This window comes from Nitrosospira briensis C-128, assembly GCF_000619905.2.
Classification (GTDB): Bacteria; Pseudomonadota; Gammaproteobacteria; order Burkholderiales; family Nitrosomonadaceae; genus Nitrosospira; species Nitrosospira briensis.
Genome location: NZ_CP012371.1, coordinates 1,750,613 through 1,763,346 on the forward strand (window position 1 = coordinate 1,750,613; position 12,734 = coordinate 1,763,346).

Consider the following 12,734-nt stretch of genomic DNA (forward strand, 5'->3'; position numbering starts at 1 on the left):
GGGGTTGCTCTGCCGTTCATATCCGCATCGGCATCACGACATACTTGAAATCATTGTTGCCGGGGATGGAAATAAGCGCACTGCTGTTGGCGTCGCCGAATGCGCATCGTACCGTCTCGCAATTCAGATGGTTCAATACATCGAGAAGGTAGGTGATATTGAAGCCTATATCCAGCGCTTCGCCTTCATACTGAAGCTCCAGCTCTTCCTGTGCTTCTTCCTGCTCACTGTTATTACACACAATACGAAGATTACCTGACGTCAATATCAGACGGACGCCGCGAAATTTTTCATTGGATAAAATCGATGCACGCTGCAGCGTCTGCAGGAGCAGCAGCCGATTTATATCAAACTGTTTCTCGTAGCCTTCCGGGATAACACGGTTGTAGTCGGGAAATTTGCCATCCACAACTTTGGATACCAGTATCACATTTGAAAAGGTGAAGCGGACCTGATTTTGCAGGAATTCCACTGTGACAGGCTCATCAACGTCATTCAACAGCCTGGAAAGCTCCAGCACCACCTTGCGCGGCAGGATGACTTCTTTTTTTTCCTGAGGTGCTGCCAGCAACATCAAGGCAAATGCCAGGCGGTGTCCATCGGTAGCGACAACTTTCAGGTAATTGTCCTCCATCAGTAAAAGGAGGCCGTTCAAATAGTAACGGATGTCCTGCTGCGCCATCGCATATTGAACCATGGACAGGATATGTTTCAGCTCTTTCTGCTGTACTGTTATTTTTGCCTGGGGTTCCGTACTTTCGGGAAATTTAGGGAAATCCTCGACAGGCAGGGTTTGTAAATTAAAACGGCTTTTTCCCGCTTTGGCATGAAGCCTGTTCTCACCGGTTTCCAGCGTTACTTGAACCTTATCTGGAAGGGCACGCAATATGTCCTGGAGTTTTTTCGCCGGTACTGTAACCGAGCGTTCTTCACCTGCCGGATTAGCGTCTTCTACGGAGGTGGTTATCTGAATTTCCAGATCAGTTGCAATAAACGAAATTTTCTCCTGCTTTCGCTCTATCAGCACGTTGGAAAGTATCGGTAACGTATGGCGACGCTCGACAATACCAGTAACCGTTTGCAACGGTTTAAGCAAAGTATCCCGATCTGTTTCTATTAGTTTCATTGTATTAAAAACCTAAATAATAGTTAATAAAAGCGGGGTAAGTCCGGTATTAATAAAAAAAATTGAATTGCATCAGCCGGTTACCCTTTATTTTTTTCCGGTATCAAGCCGGTATGGTCTGTGGGTGGTTTGTGGATAGAATTGCCGCCTCGAAAAAAAAACGAGTTATCCCCAAATCATCCTCTTGCTGTCCTCGCTGTTATTAACCGCGCAGAATGTGCAGCAACGCATTAAAGTCTCGATTGATCGCTGGGTCCGATGCGCGTAATTCGGCAATTTTCCGATATCCGTGCAGTACGGTAGTGTGATCCCTGCCACCAAAGGCTTCACCTATATCAGGCAGGCTCAGCGGGGTCAGTTCCTTGGCCATGGCCATGGCCATTTGTCGTGGTCTCGCAACGATGCGTGAACGTTTTTTTGAATACATTTCAGCCACTTTGATTTTATAGTAGTCCGCAACCGTCTTCTGTATATTTTCAATGGAAATTTGACGATTCTGTACCGCTAGCAGATCTTTCAATGCTTCTCTCGCCAAGTCCAGCGATAACGAATGGCCGGTAAAACGGGAGTAGGCCAGTACTCGTTTCAGTGCGCCTTCGAGTTCACGCACATTGGAACGGATATGCTTGGCTATGAAAAAAGCGACGTTTTCATCCAGAACGATGTTTTCCATCAACGCTTTTTTTAGCAGGATGGCGACACGCATCTCCAGCTCCGGCGGCTCGACCGCCACTGTCAAGCCCCACCCAAAACGGGAAATCAATCGTTCCTCCATACCCGAAATTTCTTTTGGGTAAGAGTCGCAGGTGATGATTACCTGTCTATGTGCTTCGATCAGCGCATTGAACGCATAGAAAAATTCTTCTTGCGTACGGTTCTTGCCACCGAAAAACTGAATGTCGTCTATTAGCAGTACATCAAGGGAATGGTAGTATCGTTTGAAATCATCAAAGGCTTTATGTTGGTAAGCCCTTACTACATCGGAAACATACTGTTCTGAATGAATGTACCTGACCTTGGCCGTGCTGTTGTGTTCCAGTACAAAATTACCGATAGCCTGGATCAGGTGCGTTTTTCCCAGCCCGACGCCACCGTAGATAAAAAATGGGTTGTAAGCGGTGCCTGGACGTTCAGCAACCTGAATGGCACCTGCGCGCGCCAGTTGATTTGCTTTTCCGGTAACGAAATTATTGAAAGTGAAAGATGGATTCAGACGGCTCGGATTTTTTTCACGTTTTTCTCTTGCATCCATGGCAAATTTTTGCACCGATACCACAGGTACGCCAAACGCGGCAGAATTTGAAGATGGCGTTGCAGACGGCAATGCCGCATCAGCATTTTCAACAGCCCGAACAGTTGTTTTTACCGAAATCGGGTCAGCAAGCTTCAATTGAAAACGAATAGCTTGAGGAAAATGCAGTCCCGCCATTTGTTCGATGCGGGACAAGAAATTGTCCTTGACCCATTGCATGACGAAGCGGTTGGGAGCGATGACGACGGCGGTTGACTCGTGAGTATTATGCGATACCTCCAGGCGCAACGGCTTGATCCAGGTATTGAATTGCTGGGCACTCAGCTCTTTCTCAAAATGTTCAAGACAGGAAAGCCAAAAGGTATCCATTGCAGGCATGATTGTCATTGCTGATTGGGGAAGAAGCGGAAATCGGGAGTCTAAAGCGAAAGCGCAGGTGAGGAGTCCATTTTAGACCGTTCCTCCCGACTTATCCACAGGGTAAGGAAAAAATATTGGTTGACACCAATGTACGTAAAGAGTTGTAATGCCGAGTTTTATTGATTATCAGGCTCAGGGGACATCATGAAACGCACTTATCAACCGTCCGTGACACGGAGGAAACGAACCCATGGTTTTCGAGTTCGCATGAAAACCACGGGGGGTGCGGCTGTTATCAGAGCTCGCCGCGCCAAGGGACGAGCCCGTTTGGCAGTATAGCTGCTGGCGCCAGATTCAAAATTGAGGGATTGTATTATTCGCTTTCAAAAAAATAAGCGGTTGCATAAAGCAGAAGAATTTTCCTCAGTTATCCGGTGCAAGTGTTCTGCACGCAGCGAATTTCTTCAAGTTTTCGCTAAGCCCAATGGCTTATTGCACCCAAGACTGGGGTTGATCATCGCTGGTAAAATCGAGCGGTTGGCCGTAAATCGAAACAGGGTCAAACGCGTGCTGCGCGAGGCGTTTCGAGCGCGGCAGCAAGATCTGGCCGGCCTTGATCTCGTGGTGCGTTTACGATGTAGAGTTAGCCACGACAATTCATCACGGATAGCGGGGGAAGCGGAAAAGCTCATGATTCAACTGCAGCGATGTCGCGGATAATCATCGGTTTTATCAAGATCTACCAATATTGCCTGAGCCCCTTTTTTGGACCCTCGTGCCGGTTCAGTCCATCCTGCTCAAACTATGCATGCGAGGCGCTCACCAAGCATGGGGTGCTTCGGGGAATATTTCTGAGTGTCTGGCGAATAATGCGCTGCAATCCTTGGGCCCGTGGCGGACATGACCCCGTTCCGTAGGACTTATCACATAGGGCTTATCAAGGTTTGAATAATTCATGCCTCGATTATCCATATCGTAAAATATAAAATCGCGAAGCAAGATGGATACACAAAAACTAGTACTCTTCCTGATTTTTGCCACGTCAATGCTGTTTCTGTGGGAGGCGTGGCAGAAGGAACAACTTCCGCCACCCTCAGCCGCATCTGTGTCTGCAACCCAAGGTGGGGCAAATCAGACTGAAAAAAACAGCCAGAACGAGACTCCCATACCCGGAGATAAACTTGTCTCGGCACAACCGGGCAAGGACGGGGCCGCCGTTGAAAACTCTGTCCCGGTCAAGGTCACTGGCAAACTGGGAACAGGCGAAAAAATTGTCGTCAAGACCGATATGGTCGTTGCGGAAATCGATACTGCGGGAGGCGATTTACGACGCCTCGAGTTACTCCAATACCCTGATACCGCAGATAAACACAAATCCTTCGCACTGTTGCAAAGCCAAGACGAGCACGTTTATGTGGCCCAGTCGGGGCTGATTGGAGAAGGCCTGCCCAGCCACAAGACAACTTATACGGCGGACCAGAGTATGTATGAGCTGGTAGCCGGGGCGGATAAAATCGAGGTACGTCTCCTGGCACCCGAAGCCGATGGTGTGCGCGTAGTCAAGATATACACATTCCATCGTGGAACTTATCTCATCGATGTCAGTTTCGAGGTTACCAATCAGGGAACTGCCGCGATCCAGCCATTCTCTTATTTCCAGATGTTGCGCGACAGCCAGCCTCCAGTGGGTTCGGTATTCATGATTCCCACTTATACGGGCGCCGCGCTTTACACGGAGCAGGATAAGTTCAAGAAAATCGAGTTTTCGGCTCTGGATAAAGGCAAGGCAACCTATCCTAAAACGGCTGACAATGGCTGGATTGCCATGCTGGAGCATTATTTTCTCACCGCCTGGCTTCCTAAGGACAAAACCCCCCGCGAGTATTACGCGAAGCCTTTGGGCGACAATGAGTATACGGCCGGTGTCATTGTGCCGGTGGGCATGATCGAGCCTGGCGCTACGGCTACCGTTACGGTGCCGCTCTACGCGGGTCCAGAGGAACAAAGCAAGCTCGCAGCGGTTGCGCCCGGGCTTGACCTTACGGTGGACTATGGCTGGCTGACAGTGATCGGAGCACCGCTGTTCTGGTTGTTGTCGTTCTATCATTCATGGACGGGAAATTGGGGGGTCGCCATTATCCTTCTGACCATGTCGGTCAAGCTGGTGTTTTTCCCGTTATCCGCGGCGGGCTATCGGTCGATGGCGAAGATGCGGCTGGTTACGCCCAAGCTGCAGCGTTTGCGTGAACAGCACGGGAACGATCGTCAGCGCATGCATCAGGCGATGATGGATTTTTACAAGTCCGAAAAAATCAACCCAATGGGAGGCTGTTTTCCCATCCTGGTTCAGATCCCGGTGTTTATCTCGTTGTACTGGGTATTGCTCGCGAGCGTGGAGTTGCGTTACGCGCCCTTTGCATTGTGGATAGAGGATATGTCCTCTCCCGACCCTTATTATGTACTGCCCATACTCATGGGTATTTCGATGTTCGTACAATCAAAGCTAAGCCCGCCGTCCGCAGATCCGATCCAGGCGAAAGTGATGCAGATCATGCCTTTCGCTTTCAGTATCTTCTTCTTCTTCTTTCCTGCTGGACTGGTGCTATATTCGTTGGTCAATAACGTGCTTTCTATCCTCCAGCAATGGCAAATCACGCGCATGATCGAGGGTTCCGCCGCCGCTACTGCTGCGGGAAAACAGAAAAAGCAGAACGGCTGATATCGCCGAGCGCTTTCTATTCGAAATCGAGCGGGCTCTGCTGGAAATATTCGGGTGAGGTGAGGGGCCACTGGTTGGCTGACTCACTTCGGCCCATTACCTGATGGAAAATGCTGACACTATTGCCGCGGTTGCTACGCCGCCCGGACGAGGCGGCATCGGTGTAGTGCGTGTTTCCGGCAAAGGCATAAAATCCTTGGCGCTGAAGGTTATCGGCTATGTGCCTGAACCGCGCTATGCCAGCCTGAGCAAATTTTTCGATGAAGATGGACAGGTCATCGATCAAGGAATCGTTCTTTTTTTCCCCGCTCCTCATTCCTATACCGGCGAAGACGTTCTCGAACTGCAGGGTCACGGCGGCCCGGCGGTGATGAATCTACTATTATCCAGTTGTCTCTCGGCGGGTGCCCGAATGGCGCAGCCCGGAGAATTCACCCTTCGCGCCTATCTTAACAACAAGCTGGATCTCGCTCAGGCTGAAAGCGTAGCGGACATCATAGACGCCAGTACGAGCGAAGCCGCACGTTGTGCCGTGCGCTCTCTGCAAGGGGAATTTTCCGATGCCGTACATATCGCTGTGCAAGCGCTCACTGATCTCCGCATATCGGTTGAAGCATCGCTGGATTTTTCCGAGGAAGAAATAGACCATGCCCATCATGCTGATGTCAGCCACAGGCTGAAGGGCATTCAGGCGCACCTGGAGCATGTGCTTGCATCAGCGCGGCAGGGCAGCATACTACGGGAAGGGATATGGATCGTTCTGATTGGACAGCCTAACGTCGGAAAATCAAGCCTGCTGAACCTGCTGGCGGGGGAAGAGGCGGCCATTGTCACGGAGATACCGGGCACTACGCGTGATACGATTCGCCGGACCATTGAAATTGAAGGTGTTCCGCTACATTTACTGGATACCGCCGGGCTGCGGGAAACGGACGACGCTGTCGAAAAAATGGGTATCGCCCGCACGCGCTCTACCCTCGAAAAAGCGAATTTCGTGCTGCTCGTAATGGACAGCCGATGGGGTGTCACCCCGGCGGATCAGGTGATACTCGACAGCCTTCCTGCGGGATTGCCGGTAATATACGTGTATAACAAGATCGATCTGCTGGACGAGCGCTCCCTTGCGAGAGTGGGAAAAGGCGGATCGGAGATTTACGTTTCCGCGATAACAGGCGCCGGGATCGAAACACTTCGGCAGAGGCTGCTGAAAATGGCCGGCTGGCAGCCACGCTCGATGGGTGAGGGTGTATTCATGGCGCGTCAGCGCCATCTACAGGCGCTGACGGCTGCTCGCGAATACCTGGAAAACGCGGCCGAACTGGACAGGGGAGCGTTTCAGCCCGAGTTGCTCGCCGAAGAGTTACGGCTTGCTCAGCAAGCGTTATCGGCCATCACCGGCGAGTTCGGAGCCGACGATTTGCTGGGGGAGATATTTTCGCGATTCTGTATTGGCAAGTAAGCGCCTCCCGGCCAATCCGGCTTCAAGCCACTTATCGGCTCCCAGGAATTTCAGGAAAAATGTTTCACGTGAAACATGCGCGTGGATAATCGTGTTTTGCCCCTCCGAAGGACCCCGCCTTACATAGCCCCCCGTTTTACCGTAGAATGCCACCTCTTTAGCGAATGCGACGGTAGCGTAGTGAACTGCTCTGAAAATTTCGATGTAATAGTCATTGGCGGTGGACATGCCGGTACCGAGGCAGCCCTCGCGGCTGCACGCATGGGGAAAAAAACACTCCTGTTATCGCACAATATCGAAACCCTGGGGCAGATGTCCTGTAATCCCTCCATTGGAGGTATCGGCAAGGGGCACCTGGTAAAAGAGGTTGATGCGCTTGGCGGGGCAATGGCTGCCGCCGCTGATGAAGCCGGCATCCAGTTTCGCATACTCAATTCGAGCAAGGGACCGGCGGTACGGGCAACGCGTGCCCAGGCGGACAGGATGCTCTATCGCCAGGCAATCCGGCGTCGTCTCGAGAATCAGCCCAACCTGTGGCTGTTCCAGCAGGGAGTGGACGATCTCACGCTCGAGGGGGAGTGCGTCACAGGCGTCGTAACCCAATTGGGAATCAGGTTTGCTGCTCGAGCGGTGGTCCTGACGGCAGGAACGTTTCTTGGGGGGCTTGCACATGTCGGTTCAGCCAATTTCCAGGCCGGCCGGGCTGGCGACCCACCCTCCATCAGCCTGGCTGCCCGCCTGCGGGAGATGGAGCTGCCCGTGGGTCGATTGAAAACCGGTACCCCGCCGCGCATAGACGGCCGTAGCATCGATTACTCGGCGGTTATCGAGCAGCCGGGCGACAGCCCTGTGCCGGTCTTCTCCTTTATGGGTGACGCCGCCCGGCACCCACGGCAGTTGCCCTGCTGGATGACACATACCAATAGGCGGACTCATGACATCATTCGCGGCGGTCTGGATCGATCTCCACTGTTTACCGGCGTAATCGAGGGAACAGGGCCACGATATTGTCCTTCCATCGAGGACAAGGTCGTGCGATTTTCAGCGAAGGAATCGCACCAGATCTTTCTGGAACCGGAAGGTCTCGGCACTCATGAGGTATACCCCAACGGAATCTCGACCAGCCTGCCATTCGACATGCAGGTCAAGTTGGTGCAGTCCATCAAGGGGCTTGAAAACGCACATATTACCCGTCCCGGCTACGCTATCGAATACGACTTTTTCGACCCGCGGGCATTAAAAAGTTCGCTTGAAACAAAAGCAATCGAAGGTCTGTTTTTTGCCGGGCAGATCAATGGGACGACGGGTTATGAAGAGGCTGCGGCCCAGGGATTGCTGGCGGGGATTAACGCGGCGCGCAAGATACAAGACCGGGAAGCATGGTGCCCGCGCCGCGACGAAGCTTACCTGGGCGTTTTGGTAGACGATCTTGTCACCCGAGGCGTTACCGAACCCTACCGCATGTTTACCAGCCGTGCCGAATATCGCCTGCAACTTCGGGAAGACAACGCTGATTTGCGTCTGACCGCGATAGGCCGGGAGCTCGGGGTGGTCGATGATGTACGCTGGGCTTCATTCGAAGCCAAGCGCGAAGCGATTGTTCGAGAGCAAGGCAGATTAAAAGCGACATGGCTCAGTCCAAATACCAGTTTGAATGCGTTACCCGAAGCGGACGTGTTGCGAGTGCTGGGTAAGACCATTGGGCATGATTATTCGCTATACGAATTGTTGCGGCGCCCGGACGTATCCTATGCTGCTCTGATGACGCTGCCCGGTGCAGGGGAGTGTGTCACTGATCCCGTGGTTGCGGAACAAGTTGAAATCCAGGCGAAATATCACGGTTACATTGAACGTCAGAAGGATGAAGTGGCGCGTAATGCCGGCTATGAGGACATTCGCCTGCCGCTCGATCTTGATTACACCACCGTGCGTGGCCTCTCCGCCGAGGCGCAGCAAAAACTGAATCAATTCAAGCCGGAAACAGCAGGACAGGCGGCCAGGATTTCCGGCATAACGCCGGCGGCAATTTCATTATTGCTGGTACACGTGAAACGTGGATTTTCCGGCCAGAAAAAAAAGAAGAGCGCATGAGTCTCACGGCGCAACTTACTGGCGGAATCGAAGCCCTGGGATTGACGCTCCCGCACGAAACCCAAGTGCGCTTGCTGCAATACCTTGCGCTGATCCGGAAGTGGAACCAGGTGCATAACCTGACCGCGGTGCGTGAGCCGGAAGCAATGCTGGTTCGTCATTTGCTCGATAGCCTGGCGGTTTTACCGCACGTCACCGGATCGCGTATTGCCGACATCGGCAGTGGCGCTGGCTTGCCGGGGATTCCCCTGGCTTTGGCGCGGCCCGAGTGGCATGTGACCCTGGTCGAAATCAATCACAAAAAAGCCGCATTTCTGCAACAGGCGCAAATCGAGCTGAATTTAAAAAATATCGAGGTGATGGTAGAGCGCGTCGAAAATTTTCGACCGGCAGATGGGTTTGATATCGTCATTTCACGTGCTTTTTCCGATCTGACTGATTTTGCCAGCCTGGCGGGGCATTTGTGTGCGCCAGGAAACGTTGGCGGCAGACTTGTGGCGATGAAAGGAGTGTATCCTCACGAAGAACTGGCACAGCTCCCAGCACAGTTCATGGTCGAAAAAATATTACCGGTTACAGTCCCCGGCCTTGAGGCGGAGCGACATCTTGTCTGGATCAAGCAGGCATAGCGGGTGACGGTTTGGCGACCACGGTGGTTTTAGCGGATGGCCCGCGATTTGACAGCCGGGTTAGCCGGAGATGCCCGGTTCGGAGAGGACAAGATGGCGAAAATTCTGGCAATAACCAATCAGAAAGGCGGGGTAGGAAAAACCACCACGAGTGTTAATCTGGCGGCGAGTCTCGAAGCCGCCGGACGTCGTGTCTTATTGATCGATCTCGATCCCCAGGGTAATGCCACGATGGGAAGTGGTGTGGACAAACGTGTCTTGCGGCATACGGTATATCAGGTATTGTTGGGTAGCCGAAGTATTGCGGATGTACGTGTAACCTCTACCAGTGGCAAGTATGACCTCGTCCCCGCCAACCGTGACTTGGCCGGTGCTGAAATAGAAATGGTGGATCTGCCCCAGCGGGAAACACGATTGAAGGCGGCGCTGCAAGAGGTGGAAAAGGAATACGATTTCATTCTCATCGATTGCCCGCCCGCACTTAACCTGCTGACACTCAACGGCTTATGCGCAGCGCATGCGGTGATGATTCCGATGCAATGCGAGTATTACGCCCTGGAGGGGTTGAGCGATCTTGTCAATACTGTAAAAAAGGTACGGGCAAATCTCAACCCGGTGCTCGAGATCGAAGGATTGCTGCGTACCATGTTCGATCCCCGCAATATACTGGCGCAACAGGTATCCGAACAACTGCAGCAGCACTTCGGGGACAAGGTTTACCGCACTGTAATCCCACGTAACGTACGGCTGGCCGAAGCGCCGAGCTTCGGCATACCGGCGTTATATCACGACAAATTATCCAAAGGCACCCAGGCCTATCTGGCGCTGGCGGGGGAAATGCTGAACAGATACTCATCCGTCGCGCCGGTCCAACAGGATCACGAACAGAAGCTTGAAGCGTAACGGGATAAAGACCAGGAAGGGAAAAAGCAGATGAAATTGAAGGGGTTGGGGAGGGGATTGGATGCGTTGTTGGCAGGTGACAGCGATGGCCGCAGGGCAGAGGAATCGCTACAGAACCTGAAAACTTCACTGCTACAGCCGGGCAAGTATCAGCCGCGCACCCACATGGATAAAGTATCTTTGGCGGAGCTGGCGGAATCCATCAAAGCCCAGGGGGTAATGCAGCCGATCCTGGTTCGACCTGTTTCGCCGGGAAGCTACGAAATCATAGCCGGCGAGCGGCGCTGGCGCGCAGCACAACTGGCGGGGCTTGCTGAAGTGCCTGCGCTCATCCGTGAAGTACCGGATGAGGCAGCGCTGGCCATGTCGTTGATCGAGAACATTCAGCGCGAGAACTTGAATCCGCTAGAAGAAGCTATGGGAATTCAAAGGCTTATCCGAGAATTCGGAATGACTCATCAGGCTGCCAGCCAGGCTTTGGGTAGTTCGCGCAGCGCCGTTTCCAACCTCCTCCGATTGCTTAATCTGCCGCCCGCCGTACAGGAATTGCTGATGCAGGGAAAGATCGACATGGGGCACAGCCGCGCGCTGCTCTCGCTTCCCGCGTCGAAGCAGATAGAAACTGCGAATCTGGTGGTGCATAAACAGCTTTCGGTACGCGAGACCGAAAGGCTGGTGCATCGGATAGAGCATCCGGTAGAAAAAAAACACCCTAAACGCGACCGCGATTTGTTGCGTTTGCAGGAAAACATCTCTTTGAAACTCGGCGCGCAAGTCGTCATCAATTCCGGAAAAAACGGCAAGGGAAGCGTGGTGATTCATTACGACAGCCTTGAGCAATTGGACGGAATATTGTCTCGGTGGTGATCTGGAATTTAAACCCTTGCACTTTCCTAGCCCAGGGTTTTAAAAAGAACATTGAAAAAATTTTCCTCGCGCTACATGGGGGCTTTTCAAGGTTTTTAAAGAGGGGAAGCGCTCATTGCTCCCCAAACTGCTTGACTTAGGCCATTTTCGAGGATAGTCTTTGCCGGGTTGTGGGTATGTAAAGTACCAGTTAGACCGTATTAGATAGTACAAGTAGCAATTAATTGAATTGCGCAGCAACAAATTATCGAAGTTTCTACCGGCGTAGAGTAGTTCAGGAACAGAGGCAAGTTCAGGAACGGAGGGGCAGGACAAGCTGGTAGAGCGCGCAGCACTTGATCAACGAAACAAGGCAACAGGAGGAAACAACATGGCAACAACACTAGGAACGTCGGGTCACGCCAAGGCAAGCGGCCGGGACTACGACATGTCGGAGTGGTATGACTCGAGGTGGTACAAATTCGGGCTCATCACCATGCTGCTGGTAGCGATATTCTGGGTCTGGTATCAACGGACCTTCGCCTACTCGCACGGCATGGACTCCATGGAACCCGAGTTTGAAAAAGTATGGATGGGACTGTGGCGCGTCCACATGATCGTCATGCCGATCTTTGCCCTCATCACCTGGGGCTGGATCTGGAAGACCCGCGACACCAACCTGGACAACCTTGACCCCAAACTGGAAGTCAAGCGTTACTTCTACTGGATGATGTGGCTTGGCGTCTACCTGTTTGGCGTTTACTGGGGCGGCAGCTTCTTCACCGAGCAGGACGCCTCCTGGCACCAGGTCATCATCCGCGACACCAGCTTCACCCCCAGCCACGTAGTCGTATTCTACGGCTCCTTCCCCATGTACATCGTCTGCGGCGTGGCAAGCTACCTGTACGCCATGACCCGCCTGCCGCTGTACTCCCGTGGCACCTCGTTCCCGCTCGTCATGGCCATTGCCGGACCGCTCATGATCCTGCCGAACGTAGGTCTGAACGAATGGGGTCATGCCTTCTGGTTCATGGAAGAACTCTTCAGCGCACCGCTGCACTGGGGCTTCGTCATCCTGGGCTGGTCGGGACTGTTTGCAGGCGGGATTGCAGCACAGATCATCACCCGCTACTCCAACCTGACCGACGTCGTCTGGAATGGCCAAAGCAAAGTCATCCTCAACAACCGGATCGTACCGTAACCTGAAAGACCGGCTGAACCCAAGTTCAGCCGGTCTTTTTGATTCGGCACCACCCGGACTCGAGGAACCCTGAGGAACCTTGGGCCGCCCTGCCGCCGCAACCCGACAGCAGAGCGGCCCGCCGCTACCGCCGCTGCGGCGAACAAAG

The 12,734-nt window shown here is 52.9% G+C and carries 12 protein-coding genes; 10 read left to right on the forward strand and 2 right to left on the reverse strand.

The annotated features are described in order from the left end of the window. Positions 1 to 16 precede the first annotated feature (16 nt). Positions 17 to 1,126: a DNA polymerase III subunit beta gene (gene dnaN / locus F822_RS07925; RefSeq protein ID WP_025041503.1), complete on the reverse strand. Its 1,110-nt coding sequence runs from the start codon at positions 1,124 to 1,126 to the stop codon at positions 17 to 19. 202 nt (positions 1,127 to 1,328) lie between these two features. Next, positions 1,329 to 2,747: a chromosomal replication initiator protein DnaA gene (dnaA, locus tag F822_RS07930; RefSeq protein WP_407938235.1), complete on the reverse strand. Its 1,419-nt coding sequence runs from the start codon at positions 2,745 to 2,747 to the stop codon at positions 1,329 to 1,331. A gap of 195 nt (positions 2,748 to 2,942) precedes the next feature. On the opposite strand from dnaA, the gene rpmH reads away from it, so the two are divergent. The 10 genes from rpmH to F822_RS07970 all read left to right on the forward strand — a co-directional run bounded on the left by rpmH (position 2,943) and on the right by F822_RS07970 (position 12,586). Further along, the gene (gene rpmH / locus F822_RS14855; RefSeq protein ID WP_082204618.1) at positions 2,943 to 3,077 is read left to right on the forward strand and encodes a 50S ribosomal protein L34; all 135 of its coding nucleotides are present in this window, start codon (positions 2,943 to 2,945) and stop codon (positions 3,075 to 3,077) included. 21 nt (positions 3,078 to 3,098) lie between these two features. Next, a complete protein-coding gene (gene rnpA, locus F822_RS07935; RefSeq protein WP_256330299.1) occupies positions 3,099 to 3,458 on the forward strand; it encodes a ribonuclease P protein component in 360 nt (119 codons plus the stop codon). Then, complete coding sequence (gene yidD, locus F822_RS14860; RefSeq protein WP_082204619.1) at positions 3,446 to 3,655, forward strand: membrane protein insertion efficiency factor YidD; 210 nt, start codon at positions 3,446 to 3,448, stop codon at positions 3,653 to 3,655. The genes rnpA and yidD overlap by 13 nt, the downstream gene beginning before the upstream one ends. A gap of 83 nt (positions 3,656 to 3,738) precedes the next feature. Further along, positions 3,739 to 5,457, forward strand: coding sequence for a membrane protein insertase YidC (gene yidC, locus F822_RS07940; RefSeq protein ID WP_025041506.1), 1,719 nt, complete (start codon positions 3,739 to 3,741; stop codon positions 5,455 to 5,457). A gap of 103 nt (positions 5,458 to 5,560) precedes the next feature. After that, on the forward strand, positions 5,561 to 6,916 hold the full coding sequence (gene mnmE, locus F822_RS07945) for a tRNA uridine-5-carboxymethylaminomethyl(34) synthesis GTPase MnmE (protein WP_025041507.1): 1,356 nt from the start codon (positions 5,561 to 5,563) through the stop codon (positions 6,914 to 6,916). A gap of 180 nt (positions 6,917 to 7,096) precedes the next feature. Then, positions 7,097 to 9,007 carry a tRNA uridine-5-carboxymethylaminomethyl(34) synthesis enzyme MnmG gene (gene mnmG / locus F822_RS07950; RefSeq protein ID WP_025041508.1) on the forward strand — a complete coding sequence of 637 codons (1,911 nt, stop codon included), beginning with the start codon at positions 7,097 to 7,099 and terminating at the stop codon, positions 9,005 to 9,007. After that, positions 9,004 to 9,636: a 16S rRNA (guanine(527)-N(7))-methyltransferase RsmG gene (gene rsmG, locus F822_RS07955; RefSeq protein ID WP_025041509.1), complete on the forward strand. Its 633-nt coding sequence runs from the start codon at positions 9,004 to 9,006 to the stop codon at positions 9,634 to 9,636. The genes mnmG and rsmG overlap by 4 nt, the downstream gene beginning before the upstream one ends. Before the next feature lie 93 nt (positions 9,637 to 9,729). Then, entirely contained in the window at positions 9,730 to 10,539 is an 810-nt protein-coding gene (locus F822_RS07960; protein ID WP_025041510.1) for a ParA family protein, read from the forward strand. Between the two features lie 30 nt (positions 10,540 to 10,569). Next, positions 10,570 to 11,406, forward strand: coding sequence for a ParB/RepB/Spo0J family partition protein (locus tag F822_RS07965; protein ID WP_025041511.1), 837 nt, complete (start codon positions 10,570 to 10,572; stop codon positions 11,404 to 11,406). Positions 11,407 to 11,776: 370 nt separating this feature from the next. Continuing rightward, on the forward strand, positions 11,777 to 12,586 hold the full coding sequence (locus F822_RS07970) for a methane monooxygenase/ammonia monooxygenase subunit C (RefSeq protein ID WP_053111335.1): 810 nt from the start codon (positions 11,777 to 11,779) through the stop codon (positions 12,584 to 12,586). Positions 12,587 to 12,734: the final 148 nt, after the last annotated feature.

Excerpts from the sequence above, each read along its gene's own strand:
- rsmG (WP_025041509.1), top strand. The coding sequence starts at position 9,004 with ATGAGTCTCACGGCGCAACTTACTGGCGGAATCGAAGCCCTGGGATTG.
- yidD (WP_082204619.1), top strand. The coding sequence starts at position 3,446 with ATGTCGCGGATAATCATCGGTTTTATCAAGATCTACCAATATTGCCTG.
- rpmH (WP_082204618.1), top strand. The coding sequence starts at position 2,943 with ATGAAACGCACTTATCAACCGTCCGTGACACGGAGGAAACGAACCCAT.
- F822_RS07965 (WP_025041511.1), top strand. The coding sequence starts at position 10,570 with ATGAAATTGAAGGGGTTGGGGAGGGGATTGGATGCGTTGTTGGCAGGT.
- dnaA (WP_407938235.1), bottom strand. The coding sequence starts at position 2,747 with ATGGATACCTTTTGGCTTTCCTGTCTTGAACATTTTGAGAAAGAGCTG.
- F822_RS07970 (WP_053111335.1), top strand. The coding sequence starts at position 11,777 with ATGGCAACAACACTAGGAACGTCGGGTCACGCCAAGGCAAGCGGCCGG.
- mnmE (WP_025041507.1), top strand. The coding sequence starts at position 5,561 with ATGGAAAATGCTGACACTATTGCCGCGGTTGCTACGCCGCCCGGACGA.
- dnaN (WP_025041503.1), bottom strand. The coding sequence starts at position 1,126 with ATGAAACTAATAGAAACAGATCGGGATACTTTGCTTAAACCGTTGCAA.
- F822_RS07960 (WP_025041510.1), top strand. The coding sequence starts at position 9,730 with ATGGCGAAAATTCTGGCAATAACCAATCAGAAAGGCGGGGTAGGAAAA.
- yidC (WP_025041506.1), top strand. The coding sequence starts at position 3,739 with ATGGATACACAAAAACTAGTACTCTTCCTGATTTTTGCCACGTCAATG.